We start from the raw sequence: 17,592 nt of genomic DNA on the forward strand, positions 1-17,592 counted from the left end.
CCTGAGCCAGGATCAAACTCTCCAATAAAGTTTGTCTAGCATCATAAATAAAAATTGACGTTTCACGTTGTTTGTTTCGTTCAGTTTTCAAAGAACTCGTTTGTCGCTTCAATTAGCGACTTCCTCATATTAACATCTCTTCATTTCAATGTCAACTAAGTTTTTTATTTATTTTTCGCTTCCTGCATATCCTGCATCAGCGACGTTTATCAATTTATCATATGTTTAATATTTTAGTCAACACTTTTTAATAAAAAATTCTTTTTCTCACATAAGGAAGACATTCTTCTTTATTTGCTATTCTACGAAATAAACAAAAAAGAATCTTATATCGCTCTTCCATTGTTTTTTTCACTACATAATGTATACGTTCATCTTCAAAATCAAATAGGAGTTCGTCCATCTCTCTTTTTAATATGTACTCCATTTCTTTTTGCTCTTCCTGCGTTATCATAAGCCCAATCAAACGATCACCCCAAATAATCTTCCATCATAAATACTTCTTGTAACATACTAAATAGTATTCCCTATTATATCCATCACTTACGATATTCATTCATTCGTTCTCTTTTTCATTCTGATTGCATATATGTAACTGAAAAGGATTGGACAAAGGGGCGGAGTATTATGTTTTTCTTTTTTATCACAAGTAAACGCAAATTTAAGCACATTAGTTTTATCATTGTACTTTCCTTATTTACAGCATGGATGCTTTTTCTAAAAACGTATTCGCATGAATCTGCTTTTTCCACTGCTACTGGGCCAAAGGTTATTTACAAAGGAGATACAGCTAAAAAACAAGTTGCGTTAACATTTGATATTAGTTGGGGCGATAAAAAAGCAATGCCAATCCTGGACACTTTAAAAGAACGCGATATTAAAAATGCAACATTCTTTCTCTCCGCAGCATGGGCTGAAAGACATCCTGATATTGTGGAACGAATTCTTAAAGATGGCCATGAAATCGGTAGTATGGGATATAGCTACACTCCCTACACATCATTAGAGGCAAATGAAGTAAGGAAAGATCTCTTACGGGCACACGATGTATTCGAAAAACTTGGTGTAAAGCAACTAACACTCTTACGGCCTCCTAGTGGGGATTTTAACAAAACAACTTTGAAAGTTGCAGACTCTCTTGGTTACACTATTGTTCATTGGAGTAACAATCCTAATGATTGGAAAAACCCTGGTGTAGATCAAATTGTATCATCTGTTTCCAATCATTTGCGCGGCGGTGATATCATTTTACTGCACGCTTCTGACTCTGCTCTTCAAACAAATAAAGCATTACCACTTCTTCTACAAAAGTTAAAAAGTGATGGTTATGAACCAATATCGATTTCCCAATTAATTTCTAATACAAACGCCAAAAGTAAAAATGTAAATTCTACTATCCACTAAAGCTCTATTTCTCCAAATTAAAAAGGATACAATCCCTTTGAGGATGTATCCTTTTCTTCTCAACTAGCTGCCTTGCTCTCTTGTCCTATTAAACGATGCAGTATGAGCAATTGATATGCATTACATAATAACAACGGGATAACCATTAAATATAGCCAATCCGTATCATTAATCCGTAGCGCTGGTACCCACTCGAGAATTGTTACCACAACCATAAAGAATAGCGCTGGGATAAACGCTTTTTTATTTGTCTCTTTACTCTTTATATACGCTACGAAAAGCCCGAACAAAAATAGCATTCCAGCTACAAGGATATTATTCCCTAATGAAACTTCTCCATTTGCAATCAGCACAGACCTTAAATAAACAAAATCAAATAGAACAAACGCAATGAAAAAAATTTGAACCGCATTCCAGAGAGAAGAAGATCGAAACATTCCTAATCCGAAACGATGCACAGTTAAATAAGCAAAGAATCCCATTTGGCTTATTACACTAAAGATAAAGCCTACCCCCATTAACCAGAAAGCAACTGCCAAAATCTCCTTTCCGTCAAAATCTTGAAAAAATTTAGCGTACTTGTCCCATTCTAGAATAAAACCAATAAAGATTGTGCTAATTCCACCAAGAAGCAACGTCGTAAAAAACAATCGTACCCACTTTCGGCTATTCACAACACATCCCCCATTATTCGTATATTTCTATTTAAATTGTATCAATCACAATTTCAAAAAGCTACCCATGATCATGTATAAATTCCTTAAAGATATTTATATTAAAAAGGAGAACTGCGTTGAAAGGAGCTCCTAGTTATGAAACGGATGCTGCTCATTTTAATTTCTTTGTTCCTGTCTCTTTCCCTTGTAGCATGTGCACAGGGAGAAGAAGCAAAAACAGAACTGGATTATGATCAAACAAAAAAAATGATTGTTGATATTTTAAAAACAGATCAGGGAAAGAAAGCCATTCAAGATGTATTAACCGATGAAAAAATGAAACAGGCACTCATATTAGACGAAACAGTAGTAAAAAAGACAATTGAAGATGCAATGGTATCCGATAAAGGGCAACAATTTTGGGAAAAGTTATTTAAGGACCCTGAGTTTTCAGCTAAGTTTGCGAAAAGCATGGGGAAAGAACAAACAAACTTAATGAAAACTTTGTTAAAAGACCCTGAATATCAAGCAGGAATTATAGAGATTATGAAAAATCCTGAAGTAGAAAAAATGATGCAACAAACAATGAAGAGCAAAGAATATCGTCAATATTTACAACAAGTATTGAATGAAACAGCAGAAAGTCCACTCTTCCAAGCTAAAATGATTGATATCATTAGCAAAGGAGTTAAAAAAGCTGAAACAGAAAATGGAGCTAAGAAAAAAGAAAGTGGCGAGGAAGAAGAGGAGGGCAAAGAACAAAAATAATAAAGTGAAACTTCAATCAGTGGGAATTCTCTTCATCCTCCGCTGATTATGAACCCTCACCAATCGGGCTGCCCTAAAATAGCGGGATAAACCTATATTTCACTTCTTATTTAAATGACTAAAAATCCCCCCGCAATCTACAATAACGGGGGGGATTTTTTATCCTACTTTTATTAGCTTTGTTTTACTGAAGTCTTTTCAATTACTTGTTCAGCTATTGTTCGATAAATGATTCCTGTTTTATGCGTGTCTTCATATACTGATGGCGCAAAATCTTCTTTGTTCCAATCCGGTTGTTGAAGCGGAATTCGCCCTAGCACTTCTGTTTGTAATTCAGCGGCTAATTTATCTCCTCCACCTTTTCCAAATACATATTCTTTTTCCCCAGTTACTTTACTTTCAAAGTATGCCATATTTTCAATAACACCAAGAATACTATGTTCTGTCCGGAGTGCCATTGCACCTGCGCGAGCTGCTACAAATGCAGCGGTCGGATGAGGTGTTGTTACAATAATTTCTTTACAAGATGGTAGCATTGTGTGTACATCTAAAGCTACATCTCCAGTTCCTGGTGGTAAATCTAATACTAAGTAATCCAAATCTCCCCATTCCACTTCTGTGAAAAAGTGATTTAACATTTTGCCGAGCATTGGCCCACGCCAAATGACAGGTGCATTATCTTCCACAAAGAATCCCATAGAAATTACTTTCACTCCTAATCTTTCTACAGGAATAATTTTATCTCCTCTTACAACAGGGCGTTTCTCGATCCCCATCATATCCGGTACACTAAAACCATAAATATCAGCATCAATAATCCCTACTTTTTTCCCTAGACGCGCTAATGCAATCGCGAGGTTAACAGAAACCGTTGATTTTCCTACGCCACCTTTTCCACTCGCAACAGCTATAAATGTTGTTTTGGAATGTGGTGAAAGTAATGATTCATTCTCTTGATCTTCCGGTGGAGCAAACTGCGCTAACTCTTCCTCAGTAAATTCAGCAAAACGCAAGCCAACTGTTGCAGCTCCAAGTTCTTTAATCAGTTTAACAATCGCTGCTTGTAGCTGCATTTGTTCAGCCGTTCCCGTTTTTACAATCGCAATTTTTATACTTACATGACCCTTCTCAGATTTAACAGTTACTTCTTGAATTGCGTTCGTTTCTTTTAATGTTTTATGTAGAAATGGATCAGTAATCCCTTCAAGCACCTTCACTACTTGCTCTTTTGTTACCATAATTCGCCTAGCCCCCCGTATGATGTGAAATAAATTGGGTTTATCCTCTTTTCCTTCAAATAAATGCGTTTACATTTCCAGTATAACATATTTTCCGAAAACTTCGTTAATGAGAGAAACGCAAAAACCCTCCTCATTCAGGAGGGTTTCCTTTTTCTGTGAAATAGCGCAAAATCCCGCGATAAATAGCAGCTGCTACTTTTTGCTGATATTTTTCCGAATTTAACATATACCTTTCATTTACATTTGATAAGAAACCAGCCTCAACCAATGTACCTGGAGTCTTAGCATACTTAAGTAAATAGACATGCGAAATTGTTTTAGCGGAACTGTTCGTATTCTCTAAGCTCGTTCGCAGTTCAGCTTGTATAAACTTTGCCGCTCGTTCATTTTCAAGCAAAGAGCGGTGATAAAATGTTTGCGCTCCCTTTGAGCTATTACTAGGCAAAGCGTTCAAATGAATACTCACAAAAAAATCCACATCTGGCTTATTAATCATTGCTACACGTTTTTTTAAATCTTCTGCCTTACGCCTACTATACGATTTTGTATCTTTATCGGCTAAATCATAGTCTCCTTCTCTCGTTAAAATCACCAAAGCCCCTTGTTCCTGTAAGTAGTCTTGCAGCATTTTTGTAATTTCAAGTGTAATATTTTTTTCTACAATATCTTTCCCACCAACCGCTCCCCCATCTGGCCCACCATGTCCAGCATCAAGCACAATTACCTTTCCTGATAGGGGTAAATTCCAGGCCCGCCACGACTTTGTAATTTGCAATTCCTGTTTTATCAAGAAAAACAATATAATCGCAGCTAGCACTAAAGAGATTATTCGAATTCTCTTCATACCTTTCCTCCTCCAGCTAGTCCCTCTAATTACTTATATGGGACAAGAGGAAAGTTTATGCTTCTCTTAATACAACTTTAAACGATATCTTCTTTCACCTTTCTCGTAGCCTTCTCGCCACCAGGCACTAATAAATTGCTCACAAGATTTATAAAGCAAATTCTTATCTTCTACTTCTTCTCGCATCGTCATATTCATTAAAAAAAGAAATAACATTTCTGTTAACTGCTGTTCTTCTTCTAAAGATCTATCTTTCACATCAAAAAAAGATTCACCATAATAACCAAATTTACTATACCTTGCACCTAGCAAATACGACTCAATTCCTAATTCAATACAATAATCCTCATATTGCCGATGAAACTCCTGTCTATGAAAAGCATCATGAATATTGGAACGCAACGATTTTAGTGAAAGTTCTCTTAACATCTTACGTTCATACCTTAATTGTTTTTCTTTTTGTCTTTCTTGCAAACCAACAATGACATTCATAGTACTTCTAAACCTCCCTAATTACGTATTAGTCTAAACTTCTACAGAAGAAGCATACGCAGGAAGGTTACACTAAAATATTCCAAGCACAAAAAAGAACGATGAAATTCATCAAGATAAAATAAAAACCCCAACCAAATGGTTGGGGTTTGAAGTTCGCAAAAATTAACGTTTTGAGAACTGAGGTGCACGACGTGCGCCTTTAAGACCGTATTTTTTACGCTCTTTCATACGTGCGTCACGAGTTAATAGACCTGCACGTTTTAATGTTAAACGATATTCTGGATCAGCTTTTAGTAAAGCGCGAGCGATACCGTGACGGATTGCACCAGCTTGACCAGTGTATCCACCACCATTTACGTTTACAAGTACATCGTAGTTACCTAAAGTTTCTGTTGCAACTAAAGGTTGTTTTACTACTTCACGTAATGCAGCAAATGGAATGTAGTTTTCAAAATCACGACCGTTAATGATAACGCGTCCTTCGCCTGGAACTAGGCGTACGCGTGCTACTGAACTCTTACGACGTCCAGTACCATAGTATTGAACCTGTGCCAAAGTAAGCCCTCCTTTAATTAATTATCCGCGAAGTTCGTAAACTTCTGGTTTTTGTGCTTGATGTGGATGCTCAGCTCCAGCATACACGTTTAATTTCTTAGACATTTGACGTCCTAGGCGTCCTTTTGGAAGCATGCCTTTAATTGCAAGCTCTAACATTTGTACAGGATAGTTTGTACGCATTTCTAGAGCTGTTCTTTGCTTAAGTCCACCTGGATGTTGAGTGTGACGGTAGTAAATTTTATCGTTTAATTTATTACCTGTTAAGTGAACTTTCTCAGCGTTAATAATAATTACATGATCACCAGTGTCAACGTGTGGTGTAAATGTTGGTTTGTGTTTACCACGTAAAATGGATGCTACTTCACTAGCAAGGCGACCTAAAGTTTGACCTTCAGCGTCAACCACATACCATTTACGCTCAACTTCGTTAGCTTTTGCCATAAAAGTTGTACGCATTTGTTTCCCTCCTACTCGATTATCTTTTCATAGAAAAAATCTATTGTTTATCTTAAACACGACTTCCTTCCGGGGCTAATCGTGGTTTTAGAAACAATACCATATGTTATGATATCGTTTTGAGAATCTAATGTCAAGCAAATGTTACACCAGGATTAGTTGTTATAGTTTACCTGCCATAAATAAAGACCATGACCTGGTACCATCTTTCCCGCAAAGCGTCGATCTTGCTTAGCTAAAATCTCTGGAATACTATCTGGATCAACCTTTCCTTGCCCTACGCTAAGTAGCGTTCCGACAATGATTCTAACCATATTATATAAAAAACCATTACCAACAAAGCGAAAAACCAATTCATCACCTTGTTCGAATAAATCTATCTCATAAATTGTTCGCACTTTATCTTTTTTATCAGTCTTCGCCGAACAAAATGATGTGAAATCATGTGTCCCGATAAAATAAGGGATAGCTTTTCTTATCAATTGAATATCAATTGGATATGGATACTGATATACATAATTTCTACGGAATACATCCGCCGTTTTAGATAATAATACACGGTAACGATATTCCTTTTTTACAACGCCATAACGCGCATGGAACTCTTCCGTTTTCTTCTCTACTTGTACAATTACAATATCGTCTGGCAATAATGTATTTAAAGCGTTCCCCCACTGCCATTCTTCAAGAGACAATGGTGTATCAAAATGAATTACTTGTCCTTTTGCATGAACAGTAGAGTCTGTTCTTCCTGACGCCTGTACACGAACAAGTTCTCCTTTGTGCAACTTTTGCAAAGCCTTTTCAATTTCTTGTTGCACAGTACGATGCTGCGGTTGGATTTGATATCCACAAAAGTTAATCCCATCATATGCAACTGTACACTTTATTCTTTCCATCTTTCTACTCTCCATTATGATCTTACCCATACTAGAATACACGCCAAGCAAAATAAGCTTATTAATGTTACAGTATCACTTGTTTTCCAGCGTAGTTGCCTAAATTTCGTACGTCCCTCACCACTTTGATACCCACGAGCTTCCATTGCGATAGCTAAATCTTCAGCACGCTTAAAGGCACTAATAAAAAGAGGAACAAGTAAAGAAATAATTGCTTTTAACCGATCTTTTATCGGACCACCAGCAAAGTCAATACCACGGGATGCTTGTGCTTTCATAATTTTACTCGTCTCATCCATCAATGTTGGAATAAATCGGAGAGAAATAGACATCATTAATGCAATTTCATGAACAGGAACTTTAAGACGCTTCAATGGCTTTAATAATGTTTCCATCCCATCTGTAATCTCAATAGGTGTAGTCGTTAACGTTAGTAAAGTTGTCATTAAAATAATGACAACAAAGCGTATTGAAATATATATCCCTTGCTCTAAACCTTTTTCATATATTGAAAACCAACCAAGCTGAAGTAGTACATCTCCTTCTTTATTTGTAAAAATATGCAAGAAAAATGCGAAAAGAAAAATCCATAAAATTGGTTTTAAGCCCGAAAGTACATAACGAATCGGCACTTTTGCAAAAAATAAAGCAATGAGTGCATACAAGAATAAAAATCCATATGAAATCGCATTATTTGCTAAAAAGACAACAAATACATACAGAAAAACAATTAATAGCTTCGTACGCGGATCAAGTTGATGAATGAGTGACTTGCCTGGAATATATCTCCCAATAATCAACTGCTGCATGATTCATGACCACCTTTTCGTAATACCTGTACAACTTCATGAGTAAGATCCTCTAAAGATAAGGTAGCCTTTGGAATCGAAATACCAAACTTCTCTTCAATTGCACGTTTATACTTTAAAGACATTGGAAGATCCACACCGATTTGCTCTAATTCATTTGCATGTGAAAATACTTCCTCCGCTCTTCCTTGCAAAAAGACCGTTCCTTTATGCATAACCACGATTTGATCTGCGTATTTTGCAGCATCCTCCATATTATGAGTAACAAGAATGACTGTCAGTCCCTTCTCCTTATGAAGTGTATAAAACATCTCCATAAGCTCATGCTGCCCTTTCGGATCAAGTCCTGCTGTGGGTTCGTCTAATACAAGTACTTCTGGTTCCATCGCAAGTACACCTGCTATTGCAACGCGTCTCATTTGTCCACCGCTTAATTCAAATGGAGAACGTGCTAATAATTCTGGATCCAGTCCAACAAGTTCGATCGCATATTTTGCCTTTTTCTTTGCTTCTGCTTCCGATACGCCAAAATTTGAAGGACCAAAACAAATATCCTTCTCAACTGTTTCCTCAAATAACTGATGTTCTGGAAACTGAAAGACAACCCCTACTTTTTTGCGTAGCGGCTTGAGTTTTTTAGCTTTTTTTTGAGATGAAATCATATGTTCCCCAATTCGAACTGTACCATGTGTTGGCTGCAACAAGCCATTTAAATGTTGAATCATCGTTGATTTACCAGAACCAGTATGACCGATAATCGCATAGTATCCCCCACTTGGAAATGACACGTCTACATCATAAAGCGCGCGTCTTTCAAAGGGAGTCTTATATTGATAACGATGTTCTACCTTTTGGAATGTAATCTCCAAAGTTCGTTCACCAAACTTTCCATTGTAAGATGCGTGTTTTGCAGTGGAATTTCACTTCTTTTTAATAATTCTGCTATTTTTACTGAAAAAGGTACATCTAAACCAATTTCCTTGAGCATATGAGACGATTTAAAAATTTTTTGTGGTGTCCCTTCCTCTAATATTTCTCCCTTGTTTAAAACAATAATACGATCCGACTGTGCAGCTTCTTCTAAATCATGTGTAATAGATAAAACTGTAATTCCCTTTTCATCCACAAGCTGTCTCACAGTCTCAACAACTTCAACGCGTCCTTTTGGGTCCAACATTGATGTTGCCTCATCCAATATTAAAATCGATGGCTGAAGAGCTAAAATTCCCGCTATTGCAACACGTTGCTTTTGACCACCAGATAATGAATGCGGCTCCTCATGCAAGAACTCTTCCATTCTAACTAAATGCAATGCCTGTTTCATTCGTTCTACCATCTGTTCTCTAGGCATACCAATATTCTCAAGCCCAAATACAACGTCATCTTGCACTGTTGTACCTACAAATTGATTGTCTGGATTTTGAAAAACCATACCAATTTGCTTTCGAATGTCCCATACTGTTTCCTCAGATAAAGCCATTGTACCATTTACTGTAATCGTACCTGATTCCGGTAAAAACAAGCCATTTAGTAGTTTTGCAAGAGTAGATTTTCCTGAACCATTTTGTCCAATGACAGACACCCATTCTCCCTCATTGAGAGAAAAGGATACATCTTTTAACGCATAAGCAGTCGCCCCAGGATATTGAAATGATACATTTTGCACACGAAGTTTCTCTCTTTTCAATATAAGGCACCCTTTCTTTTTTCGAGTTAGCCTCATCCTTATATTTATTAAAAAAAAAGGGCCACGACCAGTTACTTGAAAAGAACTGTCCTGCCCTTTTAATTATCATTATACTAACTCGATAATTACCATTGGTGCTGCGTCTCCACGACGTGGACCAATTTTTGCAATACGAGTGTATCCGCCTTGACGCTCAGCATAGCGTGGAGCTACATCAGCGAAAAGTTTTTGAAGTGCATCTTGACCAGTCTCAGCGTTAGCAACTTCATTACGAATGAAAGCTGCTGCTTGACGACGAGCATGAAGATCTCCGCGTTTACCTAAAGTGATCATTTTTTCCACTACAGAACGAAGTTCTTTTGCACGAGTCTCTGTCGTTTGAATGCGCTCATTGATAATTAAATCAGTAGCTAAGTCACGTAACATAGCTTTACGTTGCGCACTTGTACGGCCTAATTTTCTGTATGCCATTCGTAGTTCCCTCCTTTGTTGATGAAATTAAATCCTCAGTCGTCTTTACGTAAACCTAAACCTAATTCTTCAAGTTTATGCTTAACTTCTTCTAAGGATTTACGTCCTAAGTTACGAACTTTCATCATATCTTCTTCTGTTTTATTCGCAAGCTCTTGTACAGTATTAATTCCTGCACGTTTTAAGCAATTATAAGAACGAACAGAAAGATCAAGTTCTTCAATAGTCATTTCAAGAACTTTTTCTTTTTGATCTTCTTCCTTCTCAACCATAATCTCAGCATTTTGTGCTTCATCAGTTAAACCAACAAAGATATTTAAATGCTCTGTTAAGATTTTGGCTCCTAAAGAGATAGCTTCTTTTGGCCCGATGCTTCCATCCGTCCATACATCAAGCGTAAGCTTATCATAATTTGCCACTTGTCCAACACGTGTCTTTTCCACTTGGTAAGTTACACGTGACACTGGAGTATAAATAGAATCAATAGGAATAACTCCTATTGGTTGATCTTCGCTTTTATTTGCATCAGCTGGCGTATACCCACGGCCACGCTTTGCAGTTAAACGCACGCGGAAATGCGCATCCTTTGCTAACGTCGCAATGTATAAATCTGGATTTAAGATCTCAACATCACTATCGTGAGTAATATCAGCAGCTGTGACAATACCTTCGCCCTGTACGTCGATTTCCAACGTCTTCTCTTCGTCAGAGTAAATTTTAAGAGCTAACTTTTTCAAGTTTAAGATGATCGTTGTAACGTCCTCTACTACGCCCTCAACTGTTGAAAATTCGTGTAATACGCCATCGATTTGGATAGCAGTTACAGCGGCACCAGGGAGTGAGGATAAAAGAATACGACGTAAGGAGTTACCCAAAGTAGTACCATACCCACGCTCAAGCGGTTCAATTACGAATTTACCATACTTAGCATCTTCGTTAAGTTCAACCGTTTCGATTTTCGGTTTTTCAATTTCAATCATTAACTAAACCCTCCTTCAAAACGTCGAAACCTCGGTTAAACAAAGGGAAAACCTCTGTTTAACCGAAAGTCCCCCTTAGGCAGTTCCCGATTGTGCACAACAAGCGATGTTTCTGTACGAAATTTCTCGATAAGGCATCATATCCATTATAGACAAAAGGGAAAATTCTATACAGAAAAATTATACACGACGACGTTTTGGTGGACGACATCCATTATGAGGAACTGGAGTAACATCTCTAATTGCTGTTACTTCTAGACCTGCAGCTTGAAGAGCACGAATTGCTGCTTCACGACCAGCACCAGGACCTTTTACAGTAACCTCTAAAGATTTTAAACCGTGCTCCATTGCAGCTTTAGCAGCAGTTTCAGCAGCCATTTGCGCAGCGAATGGAGTAGATTTACGAGATCCACGGAAACCAAGTGCACCAGCACTAGACCAAGAAATTGCGTTACCATGAGTATCTGTAAGTGTTACGATTGTGTTATTGAAAGTAGAACGAATATGAGCTACACCAGTCTCAATATTCTTTTTCACACGTTTTTTACGAGTGTTTGTTTTACGTGCCATAGTTAGTTCAACCTCCTTTACTTATTATTTCTTTTTATTTGCTACTGTACGACGTGGACCTTTACGTGTACGAGCATTGTTTTTAGAGTTTTGACCACGAACTGGTAAACCACGACGGTGACGAAGACCACGGTAAGAACCGATCTCCATTAGACGTTTAATGTTAAGAGATACTTCACGACGAAGATCACCTTCAACTTTGATACGATCGATGATATCACGGATACGTCCTAATTCATCTTCCGTTAAGTCACGAACTCGTGTTTCTTCAGAAACACCAGCTTCAGCAAGAATTTTTTCAGCAGTAGTACGACCAATGCCGAATACGTAAGTTAAAGAAATAACAACGCGTTTGTCACGAGGAATATCTACACCTGCGATACGTGCCATTCCGAATACACCTCCTTCAGATTAACCTTGTTTTTGTTTATGTTTAGGGTTTTCACAAATAACCATTACTTTTCCACGTCTACGAATAACTTTACATTTTTCGCAGATTGGTTTAACTGACGGTCTTACTTTCATGTCTCGAACCTCCTTAAAGATTACGGAGTGCTATATTATTTAAAGCGGTACGTAATACGACCACGATTTAAATCGTACGGAGATAATTCTACCGTAACTTTGTCTCCTGGTAAAATACGAATGAAGTTCATACGGATTTTACCAGAAACGTGAGCCAATACGACATGCCCATTCTCTAATTCTACTTTGAACATAGCATTTGGCAACGTTTCAAGAACGGTACCTTCGACTTCAATTACATCATCTTTCGCCATTCAATAGTTCTCCCTTCTTCAAATCAGTAACATTTTACACTGTTCTGAAATCCCGGAGAGCCAGCTACTTATAAAGTGGTAAGGATTTCGTATCCTGCTTCTGTAAGAGCAATCGTGTGCTCAAAATGGGCACACCATTTACCATCTACCGTTACCACTGTCCAGTCATCAGATAGTGTTTTTACATATCGTCTTCCTTGGTTCACCATCGGTTCAATACAGATGACCATTCCCGGCTTTAATCTAGGGCCTTGATTTGGTGGACCATAGTGCGGAATTTGCGGATCCTCATGTAAGTCTTGCCCGATTCCGTGACCAACATACTCCCGAACGATCGACAACCCATTCTCTTCAACATACGTTTGAATCGCATGTGAGACGTTAGATAATCTTTCGCCTGGTTTTACTTGTTCTAAACCAAGATACAACGATTTTTCTGTGACATCAAGTAGCTTTTGAACAGATTCAGAAATGTTTCCTACTGGATACGTCCATGCAGAATCTCCATGATATCCATTGTATTTCGCACCAATATCGATACTGATGATATCGCCTTCTTGGAGCTTGCGCTTTCCTGGAATCCCGTGTACAAGCTCTTCATTTACAGAAGCACATATGCTTCCCGGAAATCCGTTGTATCCTTTAAAAGATGGCGTAGCACCATATTTTCGAATCGTCTTTTCCGCTATTTGATCGAGCTCTTTCGTTGTAATTCCTGGAGCAATATGCTTTTTCAACTCTTGATGAGTTAAAGCAACGACCTTGCCAGCCTCTCGCATGATTTCTATCTCGCGAGGAGTTTTGCAAATGATCATTACGCTAAGCCTCCGATGAGAACATCGATATCAGCAAATACTTTATTGATATCTTGCTCACCATTAATGCTTTGTAAGTAACCCAGCTCCTCGTAGAAATCAAGCAATGGTTTTGTTTGCTTAATGTTTACTTCTAAACGATTTGCTACAGTCTCTTCATTGTCATCAGAGCGTTGATATAATTCGCCACCACATTTATCACATACGTCAGCTTTTGCTGGCGGATTGAATTCTAAGTGGTAAGTCGCACCGCACTCTTTACAAATGCGACGGCCTGTAAGACGTTTTAACAGCAATCCTGAATCCACATTAATGTTTAAAACATAGTCGATTTTTTTGCCAAGATCTTTCATAATTTCTTCAAGCGCAGATGCTTGTGCAACTGTTCGTGGGAACCCATCTAGCAAGAAACCTTTCTTGCAGTCTTCTTGACTCAAACGTTCACGAACGATTCCGATTGTAACCTCATCTGGAACAAGCGCTCCTTTATCAATAAAAGATTTAGCTTGCAAACCAAGTTCAGTTTCAGCCTTCATAGCTGCACGGAACATATCACCTGTTGAAATGTGAGGGATGTTATACTTGGCAACAATCTGTTCGGCTTGTGTACCTTTACCAGCACCAGGAAGCCCCATTAGAATTAAGTTCATCTTTGTTCCCCCTCATAATGAGCATGTAGGGAAGACATTCTCTTCCCATCACTTACTCACTGTTTGATAAACCCTTTGTAATGGCGTTTTACCAGTTGGCTTTCTAGCTGCTTCATTGTTTCTAAAGCAACGCCGACAACGATCAACATACTCGTTCCACCAATCTGTGCAGACGGCGGAAGATTTCCCAGTTTCGTAAAGATAACTGGAAGGATTGCAATCGCTGCTAGGAAAATAGATCCTACAAAGGTCAAACGATACAAGATTTTTGTTAGATATTGTTCTGTATTCTTACCCGGACGAATACCTGGAACATATCCACCTTGCTTGTTTAGGTTCTCTGACATTTGCTCTGGATTAACTTGAACAAATGCATAGAAATATGTGAAAGCCACTATGAGCGCTACATATACAATCATTCCCACAGGGTGAGAATAGTTAAAGTTTGCGATAATCCACTGCGATATATCGTGTTTTGGGAAGAACTGTGCAATAGTTGGAGGCGTAATCAAGAACGAAACAGCAAAAATTACTGGAATAACACCCGCACTATTTACCTTAAGTGGTAAATGTGTGTTTTGTGCTCCAGCATAACTACCATTTCCTCCTGTTACACGCTTCGCATATTGAATTGGGATCTTTCTAACAGCTTGCTGGATGTAAATAACACCCACAACCACTGCTAACACAGCTAGTAAAATCAATACGACTTTAACGATACTCATGAACAGTTGATCTCCGACATTTTGAAACTGTTGTAAGTAAACTTGTGATAATACATTTGGGATCGCCGCGGCAATACCAGCAAAGATTAAGATGGAAATACCATTACCTACACCTTTAGCTGTAATCTGTTCACCTAACCACATTAAAAATGCAGTACCAGCAGTTAGTACCGTTGCAATGTATAAATAAGTTCCCCAACCTGGATTCAAAATTAACTGTCCACCTACCATACCGTTAAAACCGATTGACATACCAAACGCCTGAATAAAAGCAAGAACAATTGTAAAATAACGCGTGAATTGCGTTAATTTACGACGACCCATTTCGCCTTGTTTTGACCATTCCGCAAATTTAGGAACAACATCCATCTGCAATAACTGCACGATGATGGATGCTGTGATATACGGCATGATTCCCATCGCAAAGATGGAGAAATTTTTCAAAGCTCCACCGCCAAATGTATTTAGGATTCCTAATGCATTTAACTGATCTTGTGCTTTTAGTACGTCTCCATTTGTAAATGGCACTGGGATAAACGTGCCAATTCTAAAAACGATTAACATCGCTAAAGTGAAAAATATTTTACGTCTTATCTCAGCAACGCGCATAAAGTTGGAGATTGTACGAAACATTAGATCACCTCAACTGTTCCGCCAGCTGCTTCAATTGCTTCTTTAGCACTTGAAGAGAACTTGTGCGCTTTAACAGTTAATTTTTTCTCAACTGCTCCGCTTGCAAGAACTTTAACACCGTCGTTTAATTTACTGATAACGCCAGTTTCCAGTAATAATTCAGGTGTTACTTCTGTACCATCTTCAAAACGATTTAATGCCGCTAAGTTTACGATAGCAAACTCTTTACGGTTAATGTTTGTGAAGCCGCGTTTTGGTAAACGACGGAATAATGGAGTTTGACCACCTTCAAAGCCAAGACGAACACCGCCACCAGAACGAGCGTTTTGTCCTTTATGACCTTTACCAGCAGTTTTACCGTTTCCAGAACCGATACCGCGACCGACACGGTTGCGTACTTTACGAGAACCTTCTGCAGGTTTTAATTCATGAAGTTTCATTCCCAGGCACCTCCTTATATTAATGAGTTATCCTTAAGCTTCTTTTACAGTTACAAGGTGAGAAACTTTGTTGATCATACCAAGAATAGCAGGAGTCTCTTCCTTAACTACAGTTGCATTCAACTTTTTAAGACCTAAAGCTTCTACAGTCGCACGTTGATCTTGTGGACGACCAATTACACTACGAGTGAGGGTAATTTCTAACTTTTTCGCCATTTGTTTTCCCTCCTTCTTAACCTAGTAGCTCTTCTACAGATTTACCACGTAATTTTGCTACTTCTTCAGCACGCTTAAGTTCGCTTAATCCGTTCACAGTAGCGCGAATCATGTTAATTGGTGTGTTAGAACCAAGAGATTTAGAAAGAATATCTTGTACACCAGCTAACTCAAGAACCGCACGTACTGGTCCACCAGCGATAACCCCAGTACCTTCAGCAGCAGGTTTTAGGAATACTTCACCAGCACCGAAATGTCCGATGATTTCGTGTGGAATTGATGTACCAACTAAAGGTACTTCGATTAAGTTTTTCTTAGCATCTTCGATAGCTTTGCGAATAGCATCTGGTACCTCTTGAGCTTTACCAGTACCGAATCCAACGTGACCGTTCTTATCACCAACTACAACTAGTGCAGCAAAGCGGAAACGACGACCACCCTTAACAACTTTCGCAACACGGTTTATCGTAACTACACGTTCTTCAAGTTCTAATTTGCTTGGGTCAATGCGACGCATCAATTTTCCCTCCTTTGACCATTAAAATTGTAATCCAGCCTCACGAGCAGCTTCAGCTAGAGCTTTAACACGGCCATGGTATAAATAACCACCGCGATCAAATACTACTTCTTTAACACCCTTCTCTACAGCACGCTTAGCAACTAATTCGCCAACTTTCGTAGCAGCTTCAATGTTGCCTGTACCGTTAAGAGCAAGGTCCTTATCAAGAGTAGATGCACTTACTAACGTTACACCTTTTACATCATCAATAACTTGAGCGTAAATGTGTTGGTTTGAACGGAACACGTTTAAGCGTGGACGCTCTGCAGTACCAGTAAGTTTTGCACGTACACGTGCATGTCTTTTCTTACGAGTCGCATTTTTATCAGCTTTAGTGATCATTCTTGTCACTCCTTTCTTTCACCTAACGGGCTTACTTAGCAGTTTTACCTTCTTTACGACGAACAACTTCGCCTTCGTAACGAATCCCTTTACCTTTGTAAGGTTCTGGAGCACGTACAGCACGAATGTTTGCAGCTAAAGCACCAACGCGTTCTTTGCTGATACCTTTAACGATAACTTTTGTTGGAGCAGGAACTTCAATTTCGATGCCTGCTTCTGGAGTAATCTCAACTGGGTGAGAGTAACCTACGTTTAATACAAGCTTGTTGCCTTGTTTTTGAGCACGGTAACCGACACCGACTAATTCAAGACCGCGTGCAAAACCTGTAGTTACACCTTCAACCATGTTTCCTAGTAAAGCACGAGTTGTACCGTGAAGTGCACGGTGTTCCTTCTGTTCAGATGGACGCTCTACTGTTAAGATGTTTTCTTCAACTTTGATAACCATATCAGCATTGAAAGTACGAGTTAATTCACCCTTAGGTCCTTTTACAGTTACAGTATTATCTTCTGCTACAGTAAGAGTAACACCTGCAGGGATTTCAAGAATCTTTTTACCAATACGAGACATGTGGTCACACCTCCGTTCGTTTCA

The 17,592-nt window shown here is 38.5% G+C and carries 27 protein-coding genes; 2 read left to right on the forward strand and 25 right to left on the reverse strand.

Translation table 11 applies throughout. From position 1 onward, the window contains the following. Positions 1-247: 247 nt before the first annotated feature. Positions 248-466 carry a hypothetical protein gene (locus MR059_RS18830; RefSeq protein ID WP_011983280.1) on the reverse strand — a complete coding sequence of 73 codons (219 nt, stop codon included), beginning with the start codon at positions 464-466 and terminating at the stop codon, positions 248-250. Positions 467-627: 161 nt separating this feature from the next. Between MR059_RS18830 and pdaB the strand changes: the two genes are divergently transcribed. Next, a complete protein-coding gene (gene pdaB / locus MR059_RS18835; protein ID WP_011983279.1) occupies positions 628-1,404 on the forward strand; it encodes a polysaccharide deacetylase family sporulation protein PdaB in 777 nt (258 codons plus the stop codon). A gap of 59 nt (positions 1,405-1,463) precedes the next feature. Here pdaB and MR059_RS18840 read toward each other — a convergent pair whose 3' ends face one another. Beyond that, positions 1,464-2,078 (reverse strand): KinB-signaling pathway activation protein, encoded by a 615-nt coding sequence (locus MR059_RS18840; RefSeq protein ID WP_011983278.1) that lies wholly within the window; start codon positions 2,076-2,078, stop codon positions 1,464-1,466. A gap of 138 nt (positions 2,079-2,216) precedes the next feature. On the opposite strand from MR059_RS18840, the gene gerD reads away from it, so the two are divergent. Further along, positions 2,217-2,828, forward strand: a complete 612-nt coding sequence (gene gerD / locus MR059_RS18845) for a spore germination lipoprotein GerD (protein ID WP_011983277.1) — start codon at positions 2,217-2,219, stop codon at positions 2,826-2,828. A 173-nt stretch (positions 2,829-3,001) separates the two neighbouring features. On the opposite strand, the gene MR059_RS18850 is transcribed toward gerD, so the two are convergent. From MR059_RS18850 to rplF, 23 genes are all read right to left on the reverse strand, one after another. Beyond that, positions 3,002-4,066: an Mrp/NBP35 family ATP-binding protein gene (locus MR059_RS18850; protein ID WP_011983276.1), complete on the reverse strand. Its 1,065-nt coding sequence runs from the start codon at positions 4,064-4,066 to the stop codon at positions 3,002-3,004. A gap of 133 nt (positions 4,067-4,199) precedes the next feature. Beyond that, entirely contained in the window at positions 4,200-4,913 is a 714-nt protein-coding gene (gene cwlD / locus MR059_RS18855) for an N-acetylmuramoyl-L-alanine amidase CwlD (protein WP_242161938.1), read from the reverse strand. Between the two features lie 66 nt (positions 4,914-4,979). Then, complete coding sequence (locus MR059_RS18860) at positions 4,980-5,405, reverse strand: DUF2521 family protein (protein ID WP_011983274.1); 426 nt, start codon at positions 5,403-5,405, stop codon at positions 4,980-4,982. A gap of 165 nt (positions 5,406-5,570) precedes the next feature. After that, positions 5,571-5,963, reverse strand: a complete 393-nt coding sequence (gene rpsI / locus MR059_RS18865; RefSeq protein WP_011983273.1) for a 30S ribosomal protein S9 — start codon at positions 5,961-5,963, stop codon at positions 5,571-5,573. A gap of 21 nt (positions 5,964-5,984) precedes the next feature. Beyond that, the gene (gene rplM, locus MR059_RS18870; protein ID WP_011983272.1) at positions 5,985-6,422 is read right to left on the reverse strand and encodes a 50S ribosomal protein L13; all 438 of its coding nucleotides are present in this window, start codon (positions 6,420-6,422) and stop codon (positions 5,985-5,987) included. 155 nt (positions 6,423-6,577) lie between these two features. Next, the gene (truA, locus tag MR059_RS18875) at positions 6,578-7,321 is read right to left on the reverse strand and encodes a tRNA pseudouridine(38-40) synthase TruA (protein WP_011983271.1); all 744 of its coding nucleotides are present in this window, start codon (positions 7,319-7,321) and stop codon (positions 6,578-6,580) included. A gap of 14 nt (positions 7,322-7,335) precedes the next feature. After that, positions 7,336-8,130 (reverse strand): energy-coupling factor transporter transmembrane component T family protein, encoded by a 795-nt coding sequence (locus MR059_RS18880; protein WP_011983270.1) that lies wholly within the window; start codon positions 8,128-8,130, stop codon positions 7,336-7,338. Continuing rightward, the gene (locus MR059_RS18885) at positions 8,118-8,999 is read right to left on the reverse strand and encodes an energy-coupling factor ABC transporter ATP-binding protein (protein WP_011983269.1); all 882 of its coding nucleotides are present in this window, start codon (positions 8,997-8,999) and stop codon (positions 8,118-8,120) included. The genes MR059_RS18880 and MR059_RS18885 overlap by 13 nt, the downstream gene beginning before the upstream one ends. Beyond that, positions 8,975-9,817 carry an energy-coupling factor ABC transporter ATP-binding protein gene (locus MR059_RS18890; RefSeq protein ID WP_011983268.1) on the reverse strand — a complete coding sequence of 281 codons (843 nt, stop codon included), beginning with the start codon at positions 9,815-9,817 and terminating at the stop codon, positions 8,975-8,977. The genes MR059_RS18885 and MR059_RS18890 overlap by 25 nt, the downstream gene beginning before the upstream one ends. 108 nt (positions 9,818-9,925) lie before the next feature. Beyond that, complete coding sequence (gene rplQ, locus MR059_RS18895; protein ID WP_000331490.1) at positions 9,926-10,288, reverse strand: 50S ribosomal protein L17; 363 nt, start codon at positions 10,286-10,288, stop codon at positions 9,926-9,928. A 35-nt stretch (positions 10,289-10,323) separates the two neighbouring features. Beyond that, entirely contained in the window at positions 10,324-11,268 is a 945-nt protein-coding gene (locus tag MR059_RS18900) for a DNA-directed RNA polymerase subunit alpha (RefSeq protein ID WP_011983267.1), read from the reverse strand. A 180-nt stretch (positions 11,269-11,448) separates the two neighbouring features. After that, positions 11,449-11,838: a 30S ribosomal protein S11 gene (gene rpsK, locus MR059_RS18905; protein ID WP_011983266.1), complete on the reverse strand. Its 390-nt coding sequence runs from the start codon at positions 11,836-11,838 to the stop codon at positions 11,449-11,451. Between the two features lie 24 nt (positions 11,839-11,862). Beyond that, positions 11,863-12,228 carry a 30S ribosomal protein S13 gene (rpsM, locus tag MR059_RS18910; protein ID WP_000090789.1) on the reverse strand — a complete coding sequence of 122 codons (366 nt, stop codon included), beginning with the start codon at positions 12,226-12,228 and terminating at the stop codon, positions 11,863-11,865. Between the two features lie 21 nt (positions 12,229-12,249). Continuing rightward, on the reverse strand, positions 12,250-12,363 hold the full coding sequence (gene rpmJ / locus MR059_RS18915) for a 50S ribosomal protein L36 (protein WP_000868344.1): 114 nt from the start codon (positions 12,361-12,363) through the stop codon (positions 12,250-12,252). 35 nt (positions 12,364-12,398) lie between these two features. Then, positions 12,399-12,617 carry a translation initiation factor IF-1 gene (infA, locus tag MR059_RS18920; RefSeq protein ID WP_001029884.1) on the reverse strand — a complete coding sequence of 73 codons (219 nt, stop codon included), beginning with the start codon at positions 12,615-12,617 and terminating at the stop codon, positions 12,399-12,401. A gap of 68 nt (positions 12,618-12,685) precedes the next feature. Further along, complete coding sequence (gene map / locus MR059_RS18925; protein WP_011983265.1) at positions 12,686-13,432, reverse strand: type I methionyl aminopeptidase; 747 nt, start codon at positions 13,430-13,432, stop codon at positions 12,686-12,688. Then, entirely contained in the window at positions 13,432-14,082 is a 651-nt protein-coding gene (locus MR059_RS18930) for an adenylate kinase (RefSeq protein ID WP_011983264.1), read from the reverse strand. Before MR059_RS18930 ends, map begins: the two co-directional genes overlap by 1 nt. A 56-nt stretch (positions 14,083-14,138) precedes the next feature. Continuing rightward, a complete protein-coding gene (secY, locus tag MR059_RS18935) occupies positions 14,139-15,440 on the reverse strand; it encodes a preprotein translocase subunit SecY (RefSeq protein ID WP_011983263.1) in 1,302 nt (433 codons plus the stop codon). Then, entirely contained in the window at positions 15,440-15,880 is a 441-nt protein-coding gene (gene rplO, locus MR059_RS18940) for a 50S ribosomal protein L15 (RefSeq protein WP_011983262.1), read from the reverse strand. The genes secY and rplO overlap by 1 nt, the downstream gene beginning before the upstream one ends. A 33-nt stretch (positions 15,881-15,913) precedes the next feature. Further along, positions 15,914-16,096 (reverse strand): 50S ribosomal protein L30, encoded by a 183-nt coding sequence (gene rpmD, locus MR059_RS18945; protein ID WP_011983261.1) that lies wholly within the window; start codon positions 16,094-16,096, stop codon positions 15,914-15,916. A gap of 16 nt (positions 16,097-16,112) precedes the next feature. After that, on the reverse strand, positions 16,113-16,613 hold the full coding sequence (rpsE, locus tag MR059_RS18950; RefSeq protein ID WP_011983260.1) for a 30S ribosomal protein S5: 501 nt from the start codon (positions 16,611-16,613) through the stop codon (positions 16,113-16,115). A gap of 21 nt (positions 16,614-16,634) precedes the next feature. Further along, positions 16,635-16,997: a 50S ribosomal protein L18 gene (gene rplR / locus MR059_RS18955; RefSeq protein ID WP_011983259.1), complete on the reverse strand. Its 363-nt coding sequence runs from the start codon at positions 16,995-16,997 to the stop codon at positions 16,635-16,637. Between the two features lie 31 nt (positions 16,998-17,028). Beyond that, on the reverse strand, positions 17,029-17,568 hold the full coding sequence (rplF, locus tag MR059_RS18960; protein WP_011983258.1) for a 50S ribosomal protein L6: 540 nt from the start codon (positions 17,566-17,568) through the stop codon (positions 17,029-17,031). Positions 17,569-17,592 lie beyond the last annotated feature (24 nt).

This window comes from Bacillus cereus group sp. BfR-BA-01522 (assembly GCF_022662635.1).
Taxonomy (GTDB): Bacteria; Bacillota; Bacilli; order Bacillales; family Bacillaceae_G; genus Bacillus_A; species Bacillus_A cytotoxicus.

What these genes read in the sequence shown, in the direction of transcription:
- rplO (WP_011983262.1), bottom strand. Translation starts at nt 15,880, where the DNA reads ATGAAACTTCATGAATTAAAACCTGCAGAAGGTTCTCGTAAAGTACGC.
- gerD (WP_011983277.1), top strand. Translation starts at nt 2,217, where the DNA reads ATGAAACGGATGCTGCTCATTTTAATTTCTTTGTTCCTGTCTCTTTCC.
- MR059_RS18850 (WP_011983276.1), bottom strand. Translation starts at nt 4,066, where the DNA reads ATGGTAACAAAAGAGCAAGTAGTGAAGGTGCTTGAAGGGATTACTGAT.
- rpsK (WP_011983266.1), bottom strand. Translation starts at nt 11,838, where the DNA reads ATGGCACGTAAAACAAACACTCGTAAAAAACGTGTGAAAAAGAATATT.
- rpsM (WP_000090789.1), bottom strand. Translation starts at nt 12,228, where the DNA reads ATGGCACGTATCGCAGGTGTAGATATTCCTCGTGACAAACGCGTTGTT.
- MR059_RS18900 (WP_011983267.1), bottom strand. Translation starts at nt 11,268, where the DNA reads ATGATTGAAATTGAAAAACCGAAAATCGAAACGGTTGAACTTAACGAA.
- map (WP_011983265.1), bottom strand. Translation starts at nt 13,432, where the DNA reads ATGATCATTTGCAAAACTCCTCGCGAGATAGAAATCATGCGAGAGGCT.
- MR059_RS18880 (WP_011983270.1), bottom strand. Translation starts at nt 8,130, where the DNA reads ATGCAGCAGTTGATTATTGGGAGATATATTCCAGGCAAGTCACTCATT.
- rpmD (WP_011983261.1), bottom strand. Translation starts at nt 16,096, where the DNA reads ATGGCGAAAAAGTTAGAAATTACCCTCACTCGTAGTGTAATTGGTCGT.
- rplR (WP_011983259.1), bottom strand. Translation starts at nt 16,997, where the DNA reads ATGATCACTAAAGCTGATAAAAATGCGACTCGTAAGAAAAGACATGCA.
- rpmJ (WP_000868344.1), bottom strand. Translation starts at nt 12,363, where the DNA reads ATGAAAGTAAGACCGTCAGTTAAACCAATCTGCGAAAAATGTAAAGTT.
- infA (WP_001029884.1), bottom strand. Translation starts at nt 12,617, where the DNA reads ATGGCGAAAGATGATGTAATTGAAGTCGAAGGTACCGTTCTTGAAACG.
- truA (WP_011983271.1), bottom strand. Translation starts at nt 7,321, where the DNA reads ATGGAAAGAATAAAGTGTACAGTTGCATATGATGGGATTAACTTTTGT.
- rpsE (WP_011983260.1), bottom strand. Translation starts at nt 16,613, where the DNA reads ATGCGTCGCATTGACCCAAGCAAATTAGAACTTGAAGAACGTGTAGTT.
- cwlD (WP_242161938.1), bottom strand. Translation starts at nt 4,913, where the DNA reads ATGAAGAGAATTCGAATAATCTCTTTAGTGCTAGCTGCGATTATATTG.
- rplM (WP_011983272.1), bottom strand. Translation starts at nt 6,422, where the DNA reads ATGCGTACAACTTTTATGGCAAAAGCTAACGAAGTTGAGCGTAAATGG.
- rplQ (WP_000331490.1), bottom strand. Translation starts at nt 10,288, where the DNA reads ATGGCATACAGAAAATTAGGCCGTACAAGTGCGCAACGTAAAGCTATG.
- secY (WP_011983263.1), bottom strand. Translation starts at nt 15,440, where the DNA reads ATGTTTCGTACAATCTCCAACTTTATGCGCGTTGCTGAGATAAGACGT.
- pdaB (WP_011983279.1), top strand. Translation starts at nt 628, where the DNA reads ATGTTTTTCTTTTTTATCACAAGTAAACGCAAATTTAAGCACATTAGT.
- MR059_RS18930 (WP_011983264.1), bottom strand. Translation starts at nt 14,082, where the DNA reads ATGAACTTAATTCTAATGGGGCTTCCTGGTGCTGGTAAAGGTACACAA.
- MR059_RS18860 (WP_011983274.1), bottom strand. Translation starts at nt 5,405, where the DNA reads ATGAATGTCATTGTTGGTTTGCAAGAAAGACAAAAAGAAAAACAATTA.
- rplF (WP_011983258.1), bottom strand. Translation starts at nt 17,568, where the DNA reads ATGTCTCGTATTGGTAAAAAGATTCTTGAAATCCCTGCAGGTGTTACT.